The sequence below is a fragment of the Ruegeria discodermiae genome (genome assembly GCF_030758345.1).
Lineage (GTDB): Bacteria > Pseudomonadota > Alphaproteobacteria > Rhodobacterales > Rhodobacteraceae > Ruegeria_C.
In genome coordinates, this window is the sequence record NZ_JAVAMO010000002.1 from 353,522 (window position 1) to 373,236 (window position 19,715).

Genomic DNA, 19,715 nt, shown 5'->3' on the forward strand with positions numbered 1-19,715 from the left:
TTAAGCCTCCTTCGCCAGCAATAGCAAACTTCCATCGCCCTGTCCCACCGCGCGGTAGCCCGAGGTGACAACGGTGGAGGTTTCGGATTCAACGATGATCGCGGGGCCTTCGACGGCCTTGCCCGGTGTCATGTTCGACCGTTCAATCTCGCGCGCTTCAACCGATTTGCGCAGGGCAGCGTCGAAGAATTCCCGCGTCCGCGCCACATCAGCATCCGAACCACTGTTATGGCCTGCAACCGGGTCAGCATCGGGAAGCACCGTCGAGACGGTCAGAAGCCAGTTGGTAATCTCCACCGCCAGCCCGTCGATGATACGGCCAAAGAGCGTGCGATAGGCATCTTCGAAGGCCTTGAGGATCAGCGACACGTCGCTGTCTTCAAACTGTTTGTGCGGCAGCACCACCGGGATTTCCCAGCCCTGCCCGGAATAGCGCATCTGCGCGGTCAGGCGGATTTCCGTATCGGCCCCTTTTGCCCCCTCGTCCACAAAGGCGCGCGCCTCAGCTTCCATCTCGATCAGGGCCGCGTTCACGGCACCGGCGTCGAAATCGTCCAGACGCTGGAACAGCCCGCGTGTCGCCTCAAAGCTGAAGGGCGCCTTCAGGAAGCCGATGGCCGAACCCACACCAGCGCCCGGCGGGATGATCAGCGCCTTGATCCCCAGCTTTTCACATTGACGGCAGGCATGCAGCGGCGCTCCGCCGCCGAAAGCGATCATGGTGAAATGTTCAATGTCGCGCCCGTTTTCGACCGTGTGAACCCGCGCGGCGTTGGCCATGTTTTCATCCACCAGTTCGGTGATACCAAAGGCGGCATCCCCGGCAGAGAGGTTCAGTTTCGCGGCGGCCTTCTCGGATTCTGCCATGTGCAGCGGGATCGCACCCCCGGCAAAGTTATCCGGGTCCAGACGGCCCAACAGCAGGTTGGCATCGGTCACCGTTGGCTCGGTCCCACCGCGCCCGTAACAGGCCGGTCCGGGTTCCGACGCCGCCGAGCGCGGCCCCACCTGCAGCCGACCCATACTGTCGACCGAGGCAATCGAACCGCCACCGGCCCCGATCTCGACCATTTCCACAACGGGTGTTGAAACAGTCATGCCTGAGCCTTTCTTGAAGCGATAGGTCCGGGCAACTTCGAACGTGTTGGCCGTTTTCGGCGCGCCGTCCTCGATCAGGCAAATCTTGGCCGTGGTCCCGCCCATATCAAAGCTGAGCACCTTATCCAGCCCATACGCCCGCGCAAAATCAGCCGCAAAGATCGCGCCACCCGCAGGGCCGGATTCCAGCAGGCGCACCGGCTGTTCCGCTGCGGTTTCGACCGAAATCAACCCGCCGCCCGAATGCAGCATGAAGACCGGCGCCGTTACGCCGGTGTCGCGCAAACGGGCCACCAGACGACCCAAATAATCGGCGACCTGGGGCTGTACGTAAGCGTTGGCGATCACCGTATTGAACCGGGGCAGTTCGCGCATCTGAGGCGAGATCACCGAAGACAATGAAATCGACAGCTCCGGCAGCGCCTTGCGCAGCGCCTCACCCATAGCGACCTCATGCGCGTCATTGGCATAGGCGTGCATCAGACCGATAGCGACCGCTTCGAACCCGCCCGCTTTGATCGTGTCGACCATCGCATTGACTTCGGACAGGTCCAGCGCCAGCAGAACCTCTCCGTCGGGGCCCATACGTTCGTTCAGGGTGAAGCGGTCCTGACGGGGCACCAGGGGTTTGGGCAGGTTGAGGTTCAGGTCATATTGCTCGAACCGGTTTTCCGAGCGCATCTCGATCACGTCCCGAAACCCTTCGGTGGTGATAAAGGCGGTTTTTGCACCCCGCCGTTCGATCAGCGAGTTGGTTACCAAGGTGGTGCCGTGAATGACCTGTCCGATCTCACCCAGCGCGATATCGGCCTGATCCGCGGCCTTCGCGATCCCGTCCAAAATCGCCTGTTCGGGCTGGCCGTAGTTGGTCAGTACTTTGCAGGTGGACAGACCGCCCGGATGCTGCAGCGCGACATCCGTAAAGGTTCCACCAATGTCGACGCCGACGCGAAAATCAATCTTGCTCATGGGTCTCTAAAGGCTCTTGATGACTTGGTTGGCCGTGAAGGCCGTCTGATACAGGCGGGACATGATCGGGGCCGAGGGAACGGTTGACAATTCGGTCATCGGCAGGGGCAGATCCGCGGGGTCCATGCCCGAAATCAGGTCGGCCATGCACTGTCCGAAGATCGTGCCCGTCGTAATCCCGCGACCGTTATAGCCGATGGGGGTCAACAGGTTGGGGGCCAGTTGGTAGATGCGCGGCAGGTGGTCCGGCGTCATGGCGATCTGGCCGTGCCACGCCTCTTCGAACTCGACCGGGCCCAGTTCGGGATAGAGGCGCGCAAGCTGTTTCTTGGCCCAGCGACGCGACAATCCGCGACCGACCGAGCCGACAACCGTGCCCATCGAGCCGATCACGATCCGGTCATAGGCGTCACGACGAATGCTGAACATGATCTGACCGGTATCCCATATGCCCTGACGGCCCGGCAGAATGTGGGACATATCCGCGGCCAGCGGTTTGGTCGCCAGCTGGAAATAATGGATCATCGTAAAGACGCGTTTCAGATCGGGCCACAAATCATCGCTATAGGCATTTGTGCCCAGGACGACATATTTGGCCCGAACGGTGCCCTGATCGGTTTCGACCAGCCACATCTCGCCATCCCGGCGCAGCTTGGTCGCGCGGACACCGGTGCTGATCCCGGCACCAGCGCCCTTTGCGGCGCGCGCCAGGCCGCGGCAATAGCCCATCGGATTGATCGTGCCCGCCCGGTGATCCAACAAACCGCCATAAAACGCGCGCGTACCGGTCTTCTCAACCATGTCCTCGGCCGACAACAAATCAACCGGCTCGCCCAGCCGCTCCCATTCCGCGTGACGCGCCTGCAGATCCTTGAAGCCCGATGGCGCATGGGCTGCATGAATGGTTCCGGTCTTGGTAACCTCGCAGCGGATCTGATGCTTTTCGATCAGATCGAAGACTTGCGCGGGGCCTTCACCAAAGCGCTTTACGAAGCGCGGCCCGTAAGTGTCCCCCAGCTCTTTCCGCACAGCCGCAGGAGGGTGCCAGACGCCGGCATTTACGAGACCCACATTCCGGCCCGAGCCACCATACCCGATGTGCTTGGCTTCAAGCACCTGAGCACTAACGCCACGTTCAGCACAGTAGAGCGCTGTCGAAAGCCCGGTGAAGCCACCGCCCACGATGGCGACATCCGTCTCGACATCGCCCGCCATCGGGTTTTGAATGTCCGGTTCTTTGGCTGAGATGTCCCAAAGAGAAATCGGGCTGCCTGTTCTCATAGGATGGTCTATTCCTCACAAGTGTGAACGCGCGCGAAGGCTCGCACGATTCATCTATGAGCAGGTTGCAATGAACTTGTCACTGTGTCAATATATGAAAAACATGTTATATATATCGGAACAATGTCATGCCAACTCTCAAAAAAACCGCTGCACAGATGGTGCAGGAGTCTCGCGACCGCATCGAAGAGATCGAAACCGCTGATCTCATCGCGATGCTCGACGACCCGGATGTCGTGATCGTTGACATTCGCGACGTCAGAGAACGTCAGCGGACGGGTTTCATTCCGGGCAGCTTTCATGCCCCGCGCGGCATGATCGAGTTCTGGGTCGACCCCGGCAGCCCCTACCACAAGGATGTCTTTGCGCAGGAAGGCAAGAAATACGTCTTTCACTGCGCGTCCGGATGGCGCTCGGCGATAACCGTTGCCACATTGCAGGATATGGGCTTTGACGCCGCGCATCTCAAAGATGGATTCGGGTCCTGGGAAAAGTCGGGCGGTCCGGTTGAAAAGATCGCCACAAAAGACTGATACAGGCGCTGGGTAATGCTCACCTCACAGTCGGCGCAGCTTCTGTGACACACCTGCGGCGGCGTGCCGAACAAGTGTTCCCAATTGGTCTTCGCCACCATCGACGAGGTTGATATCGGGCAAAGAGATACCCAGCGCTGCAACCGCCTCGCCATCCGGCAACAGGATCGATGCGCCGAAACTCAGGATGCGATCGCGAAACTCACCGCGGTCAAACGCGTAGCCCTGCTTAAGCGTTTCGGCCACATCCTGCTGCAGCTCGTTGAACGTGGTGAGCGTGTTGTCCGTGTAGCGTGCCAGCTTGCCGGTCAGTTTGTCTCGCATCTGTTCAAAGTTGCTGGCCATGATCGCCTTGCCTGTGCCAACGCAATGGATCGGTGCACTCCCACCAACCGGGTTCCATGACCGGATTGGCTTCAGACTGTCGATCTTGTCGATATAGACAACCGTGAGGCCTTCTGGGACAGCCAAATAGATCGCCTCCCCGGTCTCCTGGCTCAAATGCGCCATCTCGGGCGCTGCGACCGCGCGCAGGTTCAGATTCTCGACCGAACTGCGCCCAACCTGCCAAGTCTTGAGTGTCGCGGCATAGCTCTTGTCATCCAGATGCTTCACATAGCCCAGCGTCGTCAGCGTTTGCAAAAGCCGAAATGTGTTTGATTTGGTCAGCTCCAACTCGCGCGACAGTTCCGTGACGCCTTTGCTTTGTTGTGACGCGGCAAGATTCTCCAATATTGCCAATCCTTTGGATAGGGTAGAATCCACCTTTGGTGCTTTTGAATTTTCGCTCACGTGTTTTGGTCTCCTCTCGCCATGTTCTGCATATCAGAACGCGGAGCAGCTTCAAACTCCGGTTGCTCATGTACCGTGACAGGCGGCACTGTTCCGTCAAAGCGTTGTATCTCGACCATCGCGGAGTGCGATGCTGGGCTTTGCGTCAGGCTTGACGTGCGCAAATCGTGGGTCAGGGCGTTTGGATTGCCGTGGCGATCACGCTCTTGCGGCGCGTTGAAATCCGGATCATACCAAGCGCCTGTCCACAAAAAAACGCAGCCTTTTCGGATGTCATCCGTGATGCGCGCGCCGGCCAGGCAGCGCCCCCGCTCATTGAACACTTCAACCACATCGCCTTCGGCAATGCCCCTTTCGCCAGCATCTTCAGGGTGAATCAGGATCGGCTCCCGGCCTTGAACCTTGTGGCTGCGGCTGAAATCCCCATTATCGAGTTGCGAATGCAGTCGGGTCGCTGGCTGTCCCGATATGAGATACAACGGATGCGAACCTGCCACCACATCCCTGGGAACGAACCAGGTCGCGTGGCCCGGACAATCGTTAAGCCCAAAACTTGCTATCCGCTGCGAATAGAGCTCGATTCGCCCGCTTGGGGTCTGCAGCGGGTTGGCTTCTGGATCCTTACGGAATTCAGCCATGAAGACCTGATCAGGCGACGGGTCATTCAACTCGACAATATCGCCCTGAATGAAGCTCTCCCAATCCGGCAGGCTTTCCCCCGCCGCGTCTGCCGCCTGCTGCGTCTCGCTCCAGATACGTTTCAGCCACATGTCCTTGCTCAAACCTTCGGTAAAGGTCTCTGCATCACCCATCCGGCCAGCAAGGTCGGCGAAGATATCAAACTCAACCCGTGCCTCACCCACCGGCGTTGAACTTGCAAGCATAGGCACCAGGGCATTGTCTGATTTGCCGCCACCAAAATCCGTGCGTTCCTGCGCTGCCGCGACCGGCAGCACGATATCCGCGTGCCGCGCCGTCGCTGTCCAGTTCAGTTCATTCACGATTATGGTGTCGGGGCGTTGAAAGGCTCTGTGAAGGCGTCGCAAATCCTGGTGGTGGTGGAACGGATTACCGCCCGCCCACCAGACCATGCGAATATCAGGGAAGGTCCGGTTTTCTCCATTATACTTGTACGATCCACCCGGGTTCAGCAGCATCTCCGAGATCATGGCCACGGGGACGAAATCGTTCACCGGGTTCTTGCCTTGTGGCAAGGCGCCCCAGCGGAACGGACGCTCGATATTCCCGATATTGGCGTTCACGCCAAACCCGACAGTATAGCCACCGCCCGGCAATCCGATCTGACCCAGAATCGCAGCTAAGGTGACGCTGATCCACAAGGGCTGCTCGCCATAGTCGGCCCGTTGCAACGCGGCGGCGCAGGTGACCATTGTGCGCCCTGCCGCCATCTCGCGCGCCAGCGCTACGATGCGGCCTTCGGGCACCCCGGAAACGCCAGCGGCCCACTCGGCTGACTTCACGACCCCATCAACCTCGCCGCGCAGATAGGCGGCGACCTTGTCAAACCCGACCGTATAACGCTCCAGAAAGTCCGGGTCATGCAAGCTTTCGCTCAGCAGCGTATGCGCCAGCCCCATCATCACTGCGGTATCGGTGCCGGGTTTGGGCGGTAGCCATTCCGCCGCTATCTCGTCCGCCGCATCTGTTTTCAGCGGGCTGAGATTCACGAACCTTACACCAGCTTCGGCACAGGCTTTCAGATTATCAACCATCCGGTGTTTGGCCACACCACCGTCGCTGACTTGTGTGTTCCGCTGGGCCATCCCGCCAAACATCACCACCAGATCGGTGTGCTTGGCGATCACCTGCCAGCGCGTGGCTTGGGCGACCTGCATTCTGAATGGGCCGACGATATGCGGCATCAGCACCAAGGCCGCATTGTAGCTGTAATTCCCTTCAGACCGGACAAACCCGCCCTGCCCGTTCAGGAACCGCTTGAGCTGGCTCTGCGCATGATGAAACCGCCCCGCGCTCGACCAACCGTAAGACCCGGCAAAGATCGCTTCGTTGCCATGGGTCTGCCGGACCCGTTTCAATTCCCTCGCAAGCAAATCGAGCACGTCGTCCCAACTTACTTCGACAAAACTATCACGACCGCGCACGCCTTCCCCCGTCAGCCAGCCGCGCCGCACGGCAGGCCGCCGCACGCGCGCGCGCCCATTCAGGCTGGAGGCAATGTTGGTATTTATCTCGGACGGGTTGGGATCGGCGGGATGCGGATGTACGGCCACTAATCGGCCTTCGACAGTCTCGGCAATTCCGGCACCCCAATGGCTTCCAGTCAGAGTCCGGGCAGTTTTTTCAGTCACTCTCATTGTTCCGGTATAAAAAACTGATATTCCAAATATTGACACATCGGAAGGGTGCTGTCATCCTAATGATCGAACTAGAGGGCACAAAAGTGTGGGATACCCCTGTAAATTTATCCGACTGCCTAGTGCAGGACGGACGGCCTGATCGCGTTGAGGGTCGGCATGTCAACATGCCTATCGAGCTGGGCTCGACCATGGTCTTTGACACATTAGCGGAGTTCGAGCGTGCGCGCGACGCCCGCTATGAAAGTGGCACGCTTTATTACGGGCGCTACGGCAACGCCGCAACGTATAAGCTGGAACAGATGCTGGCCAAACTGGAGGGCGCCGAAGCGGTCACGCTCACCTCTTCCGGCGTGGCGGCGGTGTCCACAACATTGATGGCGCTGACCCGCCCCTGCTCTCATCTTTTGGTCGCCGACAATGTTTATGGCAATACGCGCGCGTTTTGTGATGGATTGCTGACTCAGCAGGGCGTTGAGGTCGAGTATTTCGACCCAATGATCGGCGCGGATGTTGCAAAACTGATACGCGAATCCACCGCCGCGATCATGTTCGAAAGCCCTGGATCGGGCACGTTCGAGATGCCCGATATCCACGCCATCGCAAGCGCCGCGCAAAAGGCAAATGTCGCCACAGTGCTCGACAATACCTGGGGTACGCCGGTCTTTAGCCAGCCCCTCGCCTGGGGTGTCGATATCGTGGTGTATTCGGGCAGCAAATACATCTCCGGGCATTCCGACTGTATGCTTGGTATTGCTGCCAGCAACGCGGCTTACGCTGAGGTCATCCGCAAGACGGTCATGCAGATTGGTGACAAGACCGGCGGGCAGGAGATTCTGCTGGCCCTGCGCGGTCTCAGGACCTTGAAGCTTCGCCTGGATCATATCGATCGTGCGGGGCGTGAAATGGCCAACTGGTTTGCGGCGCAATCGCGGGTGAAAACGGTCTTGCACCCCGCGCTGCCCTCCTGCTCCGGGCACGAGAACTGGGCACGGGACTTTACCGGAGCTGCGGGCCTGTTCGGCGTGATCTTTCACACGACCAGCGAAAGCGCCGTGCGCGCTTTCGTCGACGCGCTGCATCATTTCGGCATCGGTGTCAGTTGGGGCGGTTTTGAAAGTCTGGTTCTTCCGGTCACACCTGTGCGAACCGCGACGAACTGGTCCGAACCCGGCCAGCTCGTCCGCTTCAATATCGGGTTGGAGGACCTTGAAAGCCTGAAGGCAGACCTCCTCGTAGCCCTTCCCTTGCTTGACTCGTAAGGATTCAGGATGCTCAACAAAATCGACCATTTTGCTGTCGGGGCGGACACGCTCGCGCAGGGTGTTTCCGCCATGAAAGACGCCCTCGGCGTCGAGGTGCCGCGAGGCTCCAAACATGACGCGATGAGCACGCATAATTGCGTTATGCAGGCGGGCAATGAGAGTTTCTTTGAGTTGATCGCAATTGATCCTGATGCCCCCGATCCGGGGCGCGTTCGCTGGTTCACGCTTGACGACCCCGCCACGCAAGCACGCCTCAAGGAACGGCCCCAAGCGCTGTGCTGGGTGGTCAACACCAGCGACCTCGATGCCGTGATCGCGGCGAGCCCGGTCGATCTGGGCGAGATCGTTAATTTCCAGCGCGGTGACCGCAGCTGGCGCCTGACCGTTCCCAAGGATGGCCATCTGCCCGAAGGCGGCTTGCTGCCTGCCTTCATTGAATGGTCGCCGGGGCCTCACCCCTCGACCGGACAACAGGATCTGGGGGTGAAACTGGACGCGGTGCGGATCAGCACACCTGACACCTCCCGCCTGCAAGGTATTTTTGATGCCCTGGATATCTCACATCTTGCAGAAATATCCGAAGGCCCCTCCGCGCTGTCGTTTGCGCTTCGCAGTCCCAACGGAGAGGTTATACTCGACTAAACCGAGGAGGCCGAACATGACGACCCCGCCCATCGATCTTAATGCGAAACCCGATGTTACCGGGTTCTTTGACGAGCAATCGAACACGATCAGCTATGTTGTGCGCGACCCGGACAGTACCGCCTGCGCCGTCATCGACCCGGTCATGGAGTTCGACCCGGCTGCTGGACGCCTGACATTCGATTGCGCAGACAGGATGATCGCTTTCATCCGCGAACAGGGTCTGACGCTGGAATGGATCATCGAGACCCATGTCCATGCCGATCACCTGTCCGGCGCGCCCTACATCCAGCAAGAGCTGGGCGGCAAGATAGGTATCGGCGAGCATGTGCTGACCGTTCAGGATACCTTCGGTAAGATCTTTAACGAGGGCACCGAGTTTCAGCGTGATGGCTCACAGTTCGACAAGCTCTTCGCTGACAATGATACTTATCAGGTGGACGGGCTGCCCTGCTTTGCGTTGCATACGCCCGGCCATACCCCGGCCTGCATGGTGCATGTGATGGGCGACGCCGCTTTTGCGGGCGACACGCTTTTCATGCCCGATGGCGGCTCAGCCCGCGCCGACTTCCCCGGTGGTGATGCCGGTCAGCTTTATGACTCGATCCAGAGGGTGCTGTCGATGCCCGATGAGGTCCGGCTTTTCATTTGCCACGATTACGGGCCGGGCGGGCGGGCGATATCCTGGGAAACCACGATTGGCGAACAGCGGGCCAACAATATTCATGTCGGCGGCGGCAAGTCGCGCGAAGACTTCATCAAGTTCCGTACCGAACGCGACGCGCAGCTTGCCGTGCCAAAGCTCATCCTGCCCTCGCTTCAGGTGAACATGCGCGGTGGCGAAGTGCCCAAGGACGACGACGGCAACATGATGCTCAAAACCCCCGTCAACAAGCTTTGATGCCGATCCATTATTTGGCTCGCCTCTCAAACTATTGATCCTGCAAAAGCCGCCCGTCGGGAGAAAAACGGGCGGCTTTCTTCGCGATAGTTCTGGTCTGATACTACCGCTCCGCCACTTTCATCCTGCGCTTCAGGTATTCGCCATACTGGCCCAGGCCAAACAGGAAGACCCAGTAGATCAGCGCAACGAAGATCAGCACTTCCAGATAATACGGTGCCCATTCAGGCGTACCGAACGCGGCATTTGCAGAGGCCAGAATGTCGAAAAATCCGATGATGATGACGATGGCCGTTTCCTTGAACGTCACAACAACATTGTTGATGGTCGCAGGCAAAGCGTGACGGAACACTTGCGGAAGAACGATGCGTCCCAGGATTTGCCAATATGTAAGGCCCAGTGCCTTGCCGGCCTCAAACTGGCCCTTCGGGATCGCCTGAAAACCGCCACGCAGCACCTCGGCCTGATAACAGGCAAAGAACAGGCCAAACGCGATGATCACGCGCCAGATTTTGTCCCCTTCCAGCCAGCTCGGAAGCAGGATCGGCATCACGACAGCAGCCGTGAACAGCGTCGTCAGCAGTGGAAGCGACCGTATAAGGTCGATGACCAGTGATGCGAATGTGCGCAAAACGGGCATCTCGGATCGCCGCGCCAGGGCCAGGCCAAGCCCCATCGGCATCCCGATCAGAACAACGCTGGAGAATAGGAACAGGGTCAGGGCCAATCCGCCCCACTGATCTGTGGTGACCTGGGTAAGACCCAGAAGGCCGCCTTCCATCAGCAGGTAGTAGGCTGCAAATCCCACGACCCAAATCACCGACAAGCGCTTTGCGGTCCAGGTCCATGGAAAGCAGGACAGCACAATGGTGCCGACAATCGCCAGACAAGCCAGCGTTGACCGCCAGTGTTCGTCAAACGGATACAGACCAAAGAGGATCAGCCGGTACCGTGCGTCAATGACAGACCAACAGGCGCCTTCTTTGCTGCATTGCTCGACATCCTCAGCGCTCCAGACCGCATTGAAAAGCGCCCAGTTGATCGCCGTCCAGACCAGCCACAAAAGAACGGCATAGACGATGATGGTGATCGCCGAGTTGGCGGGCGTGGAGAACGCCCGCCGCTTGAACTGTTTCCAGTCGAAATTTCCAAGCATTGCGACAGTTGCCATATCAGTGCGCCTTGAGCTTGAGTTTGTCGTTCAGCCAGTTGACAAACTGGGCAATCGAGAAGTTCACCAGTAGGAAACACCCCATCAGGATCGCGATAAGTTCCAACGTCTGACCCGACTGGGTGATCGATGTCGAAACAATGTAGAAGAGATCCGAGAACCCGATGGCGACGCCAATCGTTGTGGCCTTCATGATAAAGATCCATTGATTGCCAAGCGGCGGGATGATCGTTCGCAGCGCCATCGGCATCTTGATTCGGGACCAGATGGCACGTTGGTTGAGGCCCAAAGCCTCACCGGCTTCGATCAATCCCTTGGGAACCTCTGCCAGACCGCCGCGCACGACTTCAGCGATATATGCGGAACCGTAAAGAACGATCGCGATGATCATAACCAAAAGCTCTGGTGAGATCGTCAAACCGCCGACAAACCGCAGCCCTTTCAACTCGGGCCAGGAGAACACGCTCTCTCCGGTTGGCACATAGAGACCCGACGCAACAAGCAGCAGAAGCACCAGCAGGCCAACCCAGGCGATCGCCGACTGAAAGATCCCGATCCGCGCCTTTCGAAGCAAGAATACGGCCGCAATCATGATCAGCACCAAGACCAGCGCCACCACCAGGGGCAAGTTCAGCACCGGAACCATCAGGCCACGATTTGACAGGAACACGCCATCTGAAAGCGACATCGCCTGCCGGGGGCCGGGCAGATGGATCATGATGGCGTACCAGAAGATCCCCTGAAGAATGAGCGGAATGTTTCTGAAAATCTGCGTGTATACCGTCGCTGCGGTTTTCAGCGCTGGGTTTCGCGAGTCGCGGAATGTCCCGATCAGAAACCCGATGATCGTTGACAGGACGATCGTCAGAGCACCAACAAACAAGGTATTGAGAAACCCGATTGTCAGCGTTCGCGCATAACTGTCACTTATGTCCCGGTCGATAAGCGAAAACGAATATGACCAGCCCGTGGATCGCTCTAGAAATCCGAAACCGCTGGTAAGCCCAAGCGCGCTCAGGTTGACCTTCGCGCTTTGAATGGCGCCGTAAACTGCCAGGGCAGTAACGGCTATAATCAGCCCTTGGATGATCAGCTTGCGCCGTTGGGCGCGCGCCTTGAGTTCGGCAACGTCCATGTCTCGAGATCTCTTGTTCAGGGAATTGAGGCGAGGGCCGCCACCGCGTGACGACCCTCAGACATCTTACATTAGTCGAGCTGCGGCGCGTAAAGCACGCCACCATGGCTCCACAGGTTGTTCAGGCCACGCTCCAGCTTGTAGGGGCTGTCGTCACCCAGGTTGCGATGGTAGATTTCGCCATAGTTGCCGACTGCGGCAATCATTTCGCGGGCCCATGTGTCGCGGATGCCTAGGCGCTCGCCCATGCCCGGTTCGGTGCCCAGAAGGCGCGCGATCTTCGGGTTCGGCGGATTGGCTGCCATCTCTTGAACATTTTCCGAGGTGATACCCTCTTCTTCTGCGATCAGAAGCGCGGCCAGCATCCAGTTGGTGAAGTCCACGAACTCCTCATCGCCCTGACGCATCGCCGCCGAGATCGGCTCGTTGGACAATTGGTCATTGAGGATCACATGTGCATCCGGGTTGTCCAGCTCGGTCGCGCGCAGAACCGCCAGGAATGGGCCCCAGGCAACGAAACTGTCGCAGCGATTGGCCAAATAGGCCGCCCGCAGCTCGGACGCTTTCTCATAGCTGACCATCGTGTGTTCGACACCGAGGCTTTGAAGATAGTTTGCCGCGATCCGTTCGATTGTGGTGCCGGCCTCAACGCAGATTGTACCGCCTTCAAGGTCTTTGGCTTCGGTAATACCCAGATCGCCATGTGCCATGAACTGAGCACCGCCGAAGAAGTAGGGTATCGAGAACTGGAGGCCCAGCTCGGTGTCGCGCCCCATGGTCCAACCGGTGGCCTTGATGATGATGTCGACGTCGCCGGATTGAAGTGCCGGGAACCGCTGCGCCCAGCTCAACGGCACGATCTGTGCCTTTTCCGGATCACCCAAAAGCGCCGTCGTCATCGCGCGGCAGAGGTCGATGTCGAGCCCCTTCCACTCGTTCTTGTCGTTCACTTCGACAAACCCGAAGTAGCTGCCGTTATGGCCGGAACAGAGCATTGTTCCCCGCTCTTCAATGGTTTTTATCGTAGGGCTTTCCGCCATCGATGCGGTTGGCAGCGCCAAACCGGCGGCCATGGCAAGTCCTGCCATCACTCCTTTAGAAAACATCGTTTCCTCCATCTGTTGTTCTATATATCGGTACTTTTGTATTATTATATAGAATGATTAATCCGACACGACGAGTCAATACATTCTGCAAAACGTTGTTGCCGGGCCGTTTGCTGCCACATCGCATCGGAGGTGAAATGCCGTTGTTGAACTCAATCCCGAGGCGCGATTCCCCTGAAGATGCAGCGCGAAGGGAGCGCCCGCCGCCCTCCGGTCCTCGCGCAAATGCGCGCGGAAGATCACCCAGACACGACTCCTGCAGTACTGGTCCATCGCCACGCTTTCGGCCTACTGCACAAGCTTGGCGAGGCCGCTCATCGCCCTTGCTTCGCGCGGTGGCTCATCAGCCCTTCAATCATGTGGCCTCGGAACCTGTTCGGCCACCATTCGACCAATCGCAGGCTAACCTTCCATCATGTCTCGCCAACGGTCTTGATGGCTCACAGCCATCTTGAGATTCCCCTCAGGAGTAATCGTAATGTCTAGTTCGACAAACGAACGAACGTTTTTTGGAAGAGATTCGAAGTGGCACCCGATACCCCGTCAGATACGGCTGTTGCCGTGCCCGGTATTTCCGGAAAACGCGTTCTGGTGACAGGGGCGTCCTCAGGTCTTGGCGTACATTTTGCCCGTTTGTTTGCCGAGCATGGCGCCCATGTCACCGCCGCCGAGCGCTGGGTTGGCAATGTCGAAGACCTGTGCACAGAGATTGTGGCCTCTGGCGGGCAGGCACAGGCGCTCCAGCTTAATGTTCCCGATCCGGCTTCTGTGCAGACGGGACTTGAGGCGCAAGGCTTTGAAATCGTGATCAACAATGCCGGGACAAAGGTGTCGACCTCGGCGCTGGATCACACGCAGGGTGATATCGACAATATCATTGACACCAGTCTCAAGGGCGTCTTCCACGTCGCCCAGACCGCCGCACGGCAAATGAAGGATGCCGACCAAAGAGGCAGCATCGTCAATGCGGCTTCAAAAGGCGATGTCCTGCAGCTGACCCGGGCATTGGCGCTGGAATGGGCACGGTATGGTATTCGCGTCAACGTCCTGTGCCTCAGCTATATTGAGACGGAACTAAATCACGTATTCTTTGACTCTGAACCAGGCAAGGCTTTGATCCGGCGCGTGCCGCAACGGCGCCTGGCTCAGCCACAGGATCTGGACGGCGCCATCCTTCTGCTGGCGTCGGATCTGGGTCGCTACATGATCGGTGCGGACATCGCCGTCGACAGCGGCCATCTCGTGTTGTCTCTATAAAGGATAGTCATCATGGACTTTATCATTTCGCCCAGGGTCGAGGATTTGGTATCCGCCTTTCAGATCGTGAGAGCATTCAGATCAAGCTGGGCGATCTGGCCATAGGCATCGAAATCGGGCGCTTGCTGGTGATCAAGGCAGCCTGGGCGCTCGATCAGGGCAAGAGGTCTCGATGGCGAAAATCCATGTCGCGAACCTGCTGCACAAGGCCGCCGATGTGGCGATCCAGATCGATGGTGCACGCGGATACAGCCAGGATACCGTTCTGGAATGGATCTACCGCTATGCCTGTCGGGCCCGTCTGGTCGATGGCGCAGGTGAAGTGCACCAGATGGTTCTGAACCGCCATTTGACCGATCAAAAGCGGGACTTTTTGAAATGGGAATCCGCTGGCTGATCCAGCGACCTGACATTGGGAGGAGAGGACGTGTTTCGCGAGCCACATCTGGCACCGCGACCGGCAAACTTTGGCCCGCTTACGTAGCTGAGTTTTCTGGAACGCGCTTTGGAAGTTCACATAACGTGCCCCGCCGACGCGTGGCGCGGACAAAACTGGAACTACGTTGAATTCGGTGAACTGTTTGCTCGAATGGCCGCATGGCTGCGCAAGCAGGGTGCTGGTCATGAGGGGGACATCTGAAATAAGCTCGGAACTTTTGACACTGGGAATGTTCGGGATTGTGCTATTGGCCATCATCTTGAGGGTCTCCCTCTCTTTCGCGGTGGGCAGCACGGCTGTCATCTTCGACTATCTGATGCTTGGCCCCAACGGCATGTATTCTATCGTTTCCACGATGTTCGGGGGCATTTGGTCAATCTTGATGTCTTCGATCTCGTTCTTTGCCTTCATTGGCGTGGTGTTGGCCAAGTCCAATATCCCCGAAGACCTCTATCACGCTTTCTACCTGTGGTCCGGGCGGATGCCTGGCGGGTTATTGCTGGACACGTCCAGTTTTGCAGCGACGCTGTCGGAGATGACGGGCAGCTATGCGGCCTCCACCATCACGACCGGCACGGTGGGCATCCCGGCCATGGATCGGCGGGGCTATGATCACAACTTCGTTCTGGGCACGATCGGCGCCTCCGGCACCTTTCTACGCGTCGGTCGTGCCTTTCCTTGGCCTGATGCTCACCGCTGGGGTACTGACCTTCCTGTTTCCCGAGATCATCGCTCATTTCATCAACACTGGTTAATTCCAACGCACGTTTTCAGCGGAGGAAAACATGACTGATAAGACCAACAAACTCTCGCGCCGCGGCTTTCTGAGCACATCCGCGATCGCAGCGAACGGGACCGTTCTGGCCGCCCCTCCCGCCATTGCTGCCGGGAACATCACCTGGCGGATGCAAACGCACTGGCCCACCGGCAACTGGTATTATGTAGATGTCTTCGTGAAGTTCTGCGATCGCATCACCGCTGCCACCAATGGCGAACTGACCATCACGCCGGTTCAGAGCAACGGCATCGTGCCCACCGGCGAAGTGCTGAATGCGGTGCGCCGCGGCTTGCTGGAAAGTGCGTTTACCTATCCCGCCTACTAGATCGGACGTATTCCCGTTGCCGGCCACCTGAAGGGCCAAATCGGGGCGTGGTCTTCGCAGGCATGAAAGCATGGGATGCGCTTGGCGACGATCTTAAGGCCGCCGTCAGCGAAATCGTCCGCGCGACATCTGCGGATGCCAGCGCGTATTTCGTCTATCGCGACATGCCCTTAAAGAAGAAGTTCGTGGAGGAAATGGGCGGTGAGTTGACACAACTGGACGCCAACACCATCGCAGACTTGCAGCGCTATTACCTCGAAGTTGTGGATGATTTCTCCGCCAAAGACCCGAAGTACTGCGGTCGCGTTGGTGAAATGTTGCATGAGTACCAGCGCCTGCGCGGATCCTAAGGCCTTTGACGACGTGCCCAGGGTGTTTTTTGCCTTAGGCGCATTGCGTCACGGGAGGCGAAAACACGAGTGCCTAAACGGTGCCTCCGGGATGATCCGCTTGGAAGTAAAAACAAGGCGTTTTCGCATGCGGCGGGGCAGCCGTATTTCAATCCAGACGTCCCGCTTCGTCGGATAACTATATCCAGAACAACTTCATTGCGATTGCCTCGCGGCAAAGCCAATACTTGCGACCTGTTTCTCGCAACGAATTCATCAAGCTGTTAGAGGTCGCCTTCTCGACCCTGTCTCGGTCGCAGGTTTCAAGCGACCAGCGACCAGACCTGACGACCCTGCCACTGCGACGCAAGCTCTCGTCAGCAACTTGGCAATGCAACCCTTGAAACTTAGCTTGGAATAAAACTCCGCCCGACGCGTTGTCGTCCAGACCAAACTAACCTTGGGTAGATATCAAAATGCAAAAGCCAAAGAAATTCACGCTGAGAGTTCTTCTGCTCCTCGGCCTCTGGTTACCGGTTCAATTGGCGATGCCATTCGAATGGCAGGGTTCAACTATCTCAGCGGCCTGGGCGGATGATGACGATGGCGGTGACGACGGCGGCGGTGGCGACGACAATGGCGGTGGCGACGACCGGGATGATGATCGCGACGACGATCGTGATGACGACCGAGACGATGATGATCGGCGAGGTGGTCCCGGCTCACGGATCGAAAGAGGCTACTCGGGCGATAGGACGTCACGCTCCGGCCAACGGCGCCCGACCAATGCCGCGCCACAAGCGACAAGACCGCGTGCGCCGGTTGCCTTTCCGACGCATGCCCCTTCCGAGATTATCGTATCGGATGCCTCCGCTGACGATCTGGCACAGCTTGTATCGGAGGGATTTGTAGTCGAAGCCACCATCTCCCTTGAGAACCTGAACCGGGTCCTGACTCGATTGGCAACGCCGCCGGGACTGACGCTGGAGGCCGCGCGGGATCGGGTCCGTGCTCTGCCCTCCGGGGACTCCGCTGACTTCAATCATTACTACCGGTTTGAACAGAAAGAAGGGCTCGAAGCCTCCTCTCACGCATGTCTGCACGAGAATTGCCCGGCATGGGAGATGATCGAATGGCCTCAGCTGACACAAGCGAGCGGGACATGTTCGGTGCGGGTTCCGGTTGGAATGATCGATACCGGGATAAACGCGGAGCATGAAATCATGGCCGGTGCCCGGCTGGAATTGATTCAGCTTTCGGATACGTCGCTTGCACCCTCAACGGCCATTCATGGAACCGCGGTCGCATCACTTATGACCGGCGATCCCCAAAGCCGGGTTCCGGGCCTGATACATGGGGCCGAGATTGTTGCGGTGGATGCGTTTTCGCGAAATGGCGCAGACGAACGCGCAGACCTGGTTTCGCTGCTGCGAGGGTTCGATGCCTTGCACGCGCGCGGTGTGCGGGTAATCAACCTTTCGCTTGCCGGCCCGGACAACCGCTTGCTCGAACAGGCCGTGGCTCAGTTGGTGCAAGAGGACGGGATCGTCGTCGTGGCAGCAGCGGGCAATGCGGGCCCCAAAGGCGAACCGGCCTACCCGGCGGCATTTGACACTGTGCTTGCGGTGACTGCGGTTGACGCCCGCGCGCGCGTCTATCGCAAGGCGCAGCGGGGGCCGCATATCGATCTGACCGCCCCGGGGGTGAACATGTTGTCGGCCACCTCAATCCGTGGCGCACGGCTGAAATCCGGGACCTCTTTTGCGGTGCCGTTCGTCACCGCCGCCGTGGCAATCATGCTGTCAACTGACGCAACTCTAACACCTGAACAGGTGCGCGCGCGGCTGATAGGTTCGGCTCAGGATTTGGGCGCACCGGGCTTTGACGAGATATTTGGCCATGGCCTGCTGAACACAAAAGGTTTGTGTTAATGGCTCCAGCCGCGCGCAATCAGCGCGGCTTCGTCATCGGGGGCAAGCGCAGCGCCTGCCCCCAGCCGGTCCAGGAACGGCAAGAGCCCCTGCATCTCCGCACCGCTGGCCGTCACGAACCCGTCTTCGGTTCCCGATGATGCAAGCGGTTCAGACAGGGTCACCTCGACCATCCATGTGTCACTTGTTCGGCACGCAATACCCAGATCGATGCGCGCGTCTGCATGGTCAATAACCTCGAACTCGCGGCAAAACCCCTCCGCGATGGGGAGTGTAGCCAGGATCAACAACTCCTGATCCGCGTCCTGTGCCCAGGGGACACCCGAGGGCAGACTATTCAGCGCCTCAGATAGGCTTGATCCGCCCGAGATCGGCCCGACGGCCAGCCTGGGCGGCTGGGCCGGTGTGAAAAAGGACGGCCCTGTGAAAACCGCAAGGGCCAGCGCAGCCGCCAAGGCCGCACCTACCCAGACAGAGGGGCGCATTGGAAATCGCACGATCTCAGCGGTTTGCTTGGCGCCCAGGATCGTGTTTTCGATCGCTTGGGGTGCGGGGTCACCCAGCGGGGCCGCAAATGCCTGCGACAGGGCCTCGTTTGCGGCCATCACGTTGTCGACATAAGCCTGGTCCGGCGGATGATCGGCCAGATGCAAGACAACCTCTGCCGCCTCTTCCGGCGAAAGCTCTCCATCAGCAAACGCGGCCAGACGGGTTTTGTCCATCACGGTTTCTGCAGTCATTGCATCGGTCCTTTCGACATGCCGAGTTGCGGCAGCAAGGCATCTCTGGCCCGCGACAGACGGCTCATAACGGTCCCTACAGGCACCTCCAGAACGTCGGATGCCTCCTTGTAGCTCAACCCTTCGATGGCGACGAGCGACAACACGATACGCTGCTTTTCAGGCAGCGCCCCCATGGCGTCGCGCGCCATATCGAGCATCATCCGATCTTCGGGCAACCGCGCGGCGCGACCTCCATCGTTTAACCCCGCTGCTTCTGGATCAACCTGTGCGCCGCGCGTTTTGCTGCGCCGACGATCGTCGATCCAGAGAGTCTGGATGATGCGGTACATCCAGCTATCCATCCGAGTGCCTTCGCAAAACTGTGCTGCGTTCTTCAGCGCCTTGACGCAGGCGGATTGAACCAAGTCATCCGCGTCGGGCTGGTTGCCCGCCAAAGACAGGGCAAAACGGCGCAGTTTTGGGACAATCGCCACCAAATCTTGCCGAAACCGATCCGTCATCGCGCAACTCCCATCTAGCGTCATCTACCGCAACAACGGGCTACCCGCCGGTTTATTCCAAAATATTGCGCGGGAAAGCAAGCACGCCGAAATCCCAAGCATCAAACTGGACCAGTCATGATGCACTGAGTATCGCACTTCGCTGCGCTTGTACGACTTGATCCACCCGTCGGCCAAAACCCGT

18 protein-coding genes and 1 pseudogene are annotated in these 19,715 nt (G+C 58.6%); 10 read left to right on the forward strand and 9 right to left on the reverse strand.

Translation table 11 applies throughout. The features are described from left to right. Both Q5Y75_RS08630 and Q5Y75_RS08635 read right to left on the reverse strand, forming a co-directional pair. Positions 1-2,067 (reverse strand): hydantoinase/oxoprolinase family protein, encoded by a 2,067-nt coding sequence (locus tag Q5Y75_RS08630; protein ID WP_306196301.1) that lies wholly within the window; start codon positions 2,065-2,067, stop codon positions 1-3. A 6-nt stretch (positions 2,068-2,073) separates the two neighbouring features. Further along, positions 2,074-3,348 carry an NAD(P)/FAD-dependent oxidoreductase gene (locus Q5Y75_RS08635; protein WP_306196303.1) on the reverse strand — a complete coding sequence of 425 codons (1,275 nt, stop codon included), beginning with the start codon at positions 3,346-3,348 and terminating at the stop codon, positions 2,074-2,076. 128 nt (positions 3,349-3,476) lie between these two features. Here Q5Y75_RS08635 and Q5Y75_RS08640 point away from each other — a divergent pair, with 128 nt between their 5' ends. Continuing rightward, the gene (locus Q5Y75_RS08640; RefSeq protein ID WP_306196305.1) at positions 3,477-3,881 is read left to right on the forward strand and encodes a rhodanese-like domain-containing protein; all 405 of its coding nucleotides are present in this window, start codon (positions 3,477-3,479) and stop codon (positions 3,879-3,881) included. A 24-nt stretch (positions 3,882-3,905) separates the two neighbouring features. Here Q5Y75_RS08640 and Q5Y75_RS08645 read toward each other — a convergent pair whose 3' ends face one another. Then, a complete protein-coding gene (locus Q5Y75_RS08645; RefSeq protein ID WP_306196307.1) occupies positions 3,906-4,673 on the reverse strand; it encodes an IclR family transcriptional regulator in 768 nt (255 codons plus the stop codon). Next, positions 4,670-7,003, reverse strand: coding sequence for a molybdopterin-dependent oxidoreductase (locus Q5Y75_RS08650; protein ID WP_306196309.1), 2,334 nt, complete (start codon positions 7,001-7,003; stop codon positions 4,670-4,672). The genes Q5Y75_RS08645 and Q5Y75_RS08650 overlap by 4 nt, the downstream gene beginning before the upstream one ends. 68 nt (positions 7,004-7,071) lie before the next feature. Between Q5Y75_RS08650 and metC the strand changes: the two genes are divergently transcribed. Genes metC through Q5Y75_RS08665 form a run of 3 tightly spaced genes read left to right on the forward strand, consistent with a single transcriptional unit; the run spans position 7,072 to position 9,817 of the window. Continuing rightward, positions 7,072-8,271: a cystathionine beta-lyase gene (metC, locus tag Q5Y75_RS08655; protein WP_306196312.1), complete on the forward strand. Its 1,200-nt coding sequence runs from the start codon at positions 7,072-7,074 to the stop codon at positions 8,269-8,271. 9 nt (positions 8,272-8,280) lie between these two features. Further along, positions 8,281-8,916, forward strand: coding sequence for a VOC family protein (locus Q5Y75_RS08660; RefSeq protein ID WP_306196315.1), 636 nt, complete (start codon positions 8,281-8,283; stop codon positions 8,914-8,916). A gap of 16 nt (positions 8,917-8,932) precedes the next feature. Continuing rightward, positions 8,933-9,817: an MBL fold metallo-hydrolase gene (locus Q5Y75_RS08665; protein WP_306196317.1), complete on the forward strand. Its 885-nt coding sequence runs from the start codon at positions 8,933-8,935 to the stop codon at positions 9,815-9,817. 103 nt (positions 9,818-9,920) lie between these two features. Here the strand turns inward: Q5Y75_RS08665 and Q5Y75_RS08670 are convergent, their stop codons facing one another. The 3 genes from Q5Y75_RS08670 to Q5Y75_RS08680 form a co-directional block, all read right to left on the reverse strand. Then, positions 9,921-10,988: an amino acid ABC transporter permease gene (locus Q5Y75_RS08670; RefSeq protein WP_306196319.1), complete on the reverse strand. Its 1,068-nt coding sequence runs from the start codon at positions 10,986-10,988 to the stop codon at positions 9,921-9,923. A 1-nt stretch (position 10,989) separates the two neighbouring features. Then, positions 10,990-12,123 (reverse strand): ABC transporter permease subunit, encoded by a 1,134-nt coding sequence (locus Q5Y75_RS08675; RefSeq protein WP_306196322.1) that lies wholly within the window; start codon positions 12,121-12,123, stop codon positions 10,990-10,992. Positions 12,124-12,194: 71 nt separating this feature from the next. Further along, positions 12,195-13,211, reverse strand: coding sequence for an amino acid ABC transporter substrate-binding protein (locus tag Q5Y75_RS08680; RefSeq protein WP_306196325.1), 1,017 nt, complete (start codon positions 13,209-13,211; stop codon positions 12,195-12,197). 543 nt (positions 13,212-13,754) lie between these two features. On the opposite strand from Q5Y75_RS08680, the gene Q5Y75_RS08685 reads away from it, so the two are divergent. The 6 genes and pseudogenes from Q5Y75_RS08685 to Q5Y75_RS08710 all read left to right on the forward strand — a co-directional run bounded on the left by Q5Y75_RS08685 (position 13,755) and on the right by Q5Y75_RS08710 (position 18,288). Then, positions 13,755-14,486, forward strand: coding sequence for an SDR family oxidoreductase (locus tag Q5Y75_RS08685; RefSeq protein ID WP_306196327.1), 732 nt, complete (start codon positions 13,755-13,757; stop codon positions 14,484-14,486). 86 nt (positions 14,487-14,572) lie between these two features. Then, a pseudogene (locus Q5Y75_RS08690) lies at positions 14,573-14,883 on the forward strand (acyl-CoA dehydrogenase family protein). A gap of 271 nt (positions 14,884-15,154) precedes the next feature. Next, positions 15,155-15,718, forward strand: coding sequence for a TRAP transporter large permease subunit (locus Q5Y75_RS08695; RefSeq protein WP_306196329.1), 564 nt, complete (start codon positions 15,155-15,157; stop codon positions 15,716-15,718). Continuing rightward, entirely contained in the window at positions 15,711-16,028 is a 318-nt protein-coding gene (locus Q5Y75_RS08700) for a type 2 periplasmic-binding domain-containing protein (protein ID WP_306196331.1), read from the forward strand. The genes Q5Y75_RS08695 and Q5Y75_RS08700 overlap by 8 nt, the downstream gene beginning before the upstream one ends. A gap of 47 nt (positions 16,029-16,075) precedes the next feature. Further along, positions 16,076-16,378 carry a type 2 periplasmic-binding domain-containing protein gene (locus Q5Y75_RS08705; protein ID WP_306196332.1) on the forward strand — a complete coding sequence of 101 codons (303 nt, stop codon included), beginning with the start codon at positions 16,076-16,078 and terminating at the stop codon, positions 16,376-16,378. 455 nt (positions 16,379-16,833) lie between these two features. Further along, positions 16,834-18,288 carry a S8 family serine peptidase gene (locus Q5Y75_RS08710; protein ID WP_306196333.1) on the forward strand — a complete coding sequence of 485 codons (1,455 nt, stop codon included), beginning with the start codon at positions 16,834-16,836 and terminating at the stop codon, positions 18,286-18,288. On the opposite strand, the gene Q5Y75_RS08715 is transcribed toward Q5Y75_RS08710, so the two are convergent. Together Q5Y75_RS08715 and Q5Y75_RS08720 are read right to left on the reverse strand one after the other, a co-directional pair. Beyond that, complete coding sequence (locus Q5Y75_RS08715) at positions 18,285-19,028, reverse strand: anti-sigma factor family protein (RefSeq protein ID WP_306196335.1); 744 nt, start codon at positions 19,026-19,028, stop codon at positions 18,285-18,287. The two genes, Q5Y75_RS08710 and Q5Y75_RS08715, sit on opposite strands and share 4 nt — an antisense overlap. After that, on the reverse strand, positions 19,025-19,531 hold the full coding sequence (locus Q5Y75_RS08720; RefSeq protein WP_306196337.1) for an RNA polymerase sigma factor: 507 nt from the start codon (positions 19,529-19,531) through the stop codon (positions 19,025-19,027). Before Q5Y75_RS08720 ends, Q5Y75_RS08715 begins: the two co-directional genes overlap by 4 nt. Between the last annotated feature and the right edge of the window lie 184 nt (positions 19,532-19,715).

Coding starts and splice junctions, on each gene's coding strand:
- Q5Y75_RS08695 (WP_306196329.1), top strand. CDS start 15,155: ATGTTCGGGATTGTGCTATTGGCCATCATCTTGAGGGTCTCCCTCTCT.
- Q5Y75_RS08660 (WP_306196315.1), top strand. CDS start 8,281: ATGCTCAACAAAATCGACCATTTTGCTGTCGGGGCGGACACGCTCGCG.
- Q5Y75_RS08630 (WP_306196301.1), bottom strand. CDS start 2,067: ATGAGCAAGATTGATTTTCGCGTCGGCGTCGACATTGGTGGAACCTTT.
- Q5Y75_RS08665 (WP_306196317.1), top strand. CDS start 8,933: ATGACGACCCCGCCCATCGATCTTAATGCGAAACCCGATGTTACCGGG.
- Q5Y75_RS08635 (WP_306196303.1), bottom strand. CDS start 3,348: ATGAGAACAGGCAGCCCGATTTCTCTTTGGGACATCTCAGCCAAAGAA.
- Q5Y75_RS08675 (WP_306196322.1), bottom strand. CDS start 12,123: ATGGACGTTGCCGAACTCAAGGCGCGCGCCCAACGGCGCAAGCTGATC.
- Q5Y75_RS08710 (WP_306196333.1), top strand. CDS start 16,834: ATGCAAAAGCCAAAGAAATTCACGCTGAGAGTTCTTCTGCTCCTCGGC.
- Q5Y75_RS08715 (WP_306196335.1), bottom strand. CDS start 19,028: ATGACTGCAGAAACCGTGATGGACAAAACCCGTCTGGCCGCGTTTGCT.
- Q5Y75_RS08720 (WP_306196337.1), bottom strand. CDS start 19,531: ATGACGGATCGGTTTCGGCAAGATTTGGTGGCGATTGTCCCAAAACTG.
- Q5Y75_RS08640 (WP_306196305.1), top strand. CDS start 3,477: ATGCCAACTCTCAAAAAAACCGCTGCACAGATGGTGCAGGAGTCTCGC.
- Q5Y75_RS08680 (WP_306196325.1), bottom strand. CDS start 13,211: ATGGCAGGACTTGCCATGGCCGCCGGTTTGGCGCTGCCAACCGCATCG.
- Q5Y75_RS08700 (WP_306196331.1), top strand. CDS start 15,711: ATGACTGATAAGACCAACAAACTCTCGCGCCGCGGCTTTCTGAGCACA.
- Q5Y75_RS08670 (WP_306196319.1), bottom strand. CDS start 10,988: ATGGCAACTGTCGCAATGCTTGGAAATTTCGACTGGAAACAGTTCAAG.
- metC (WP_306196312.1), top strand. CDS start 7,072: ATGATCGAACTAGAGGGCACAAAAGTGTGGGATACCCCTGTAAATTTA.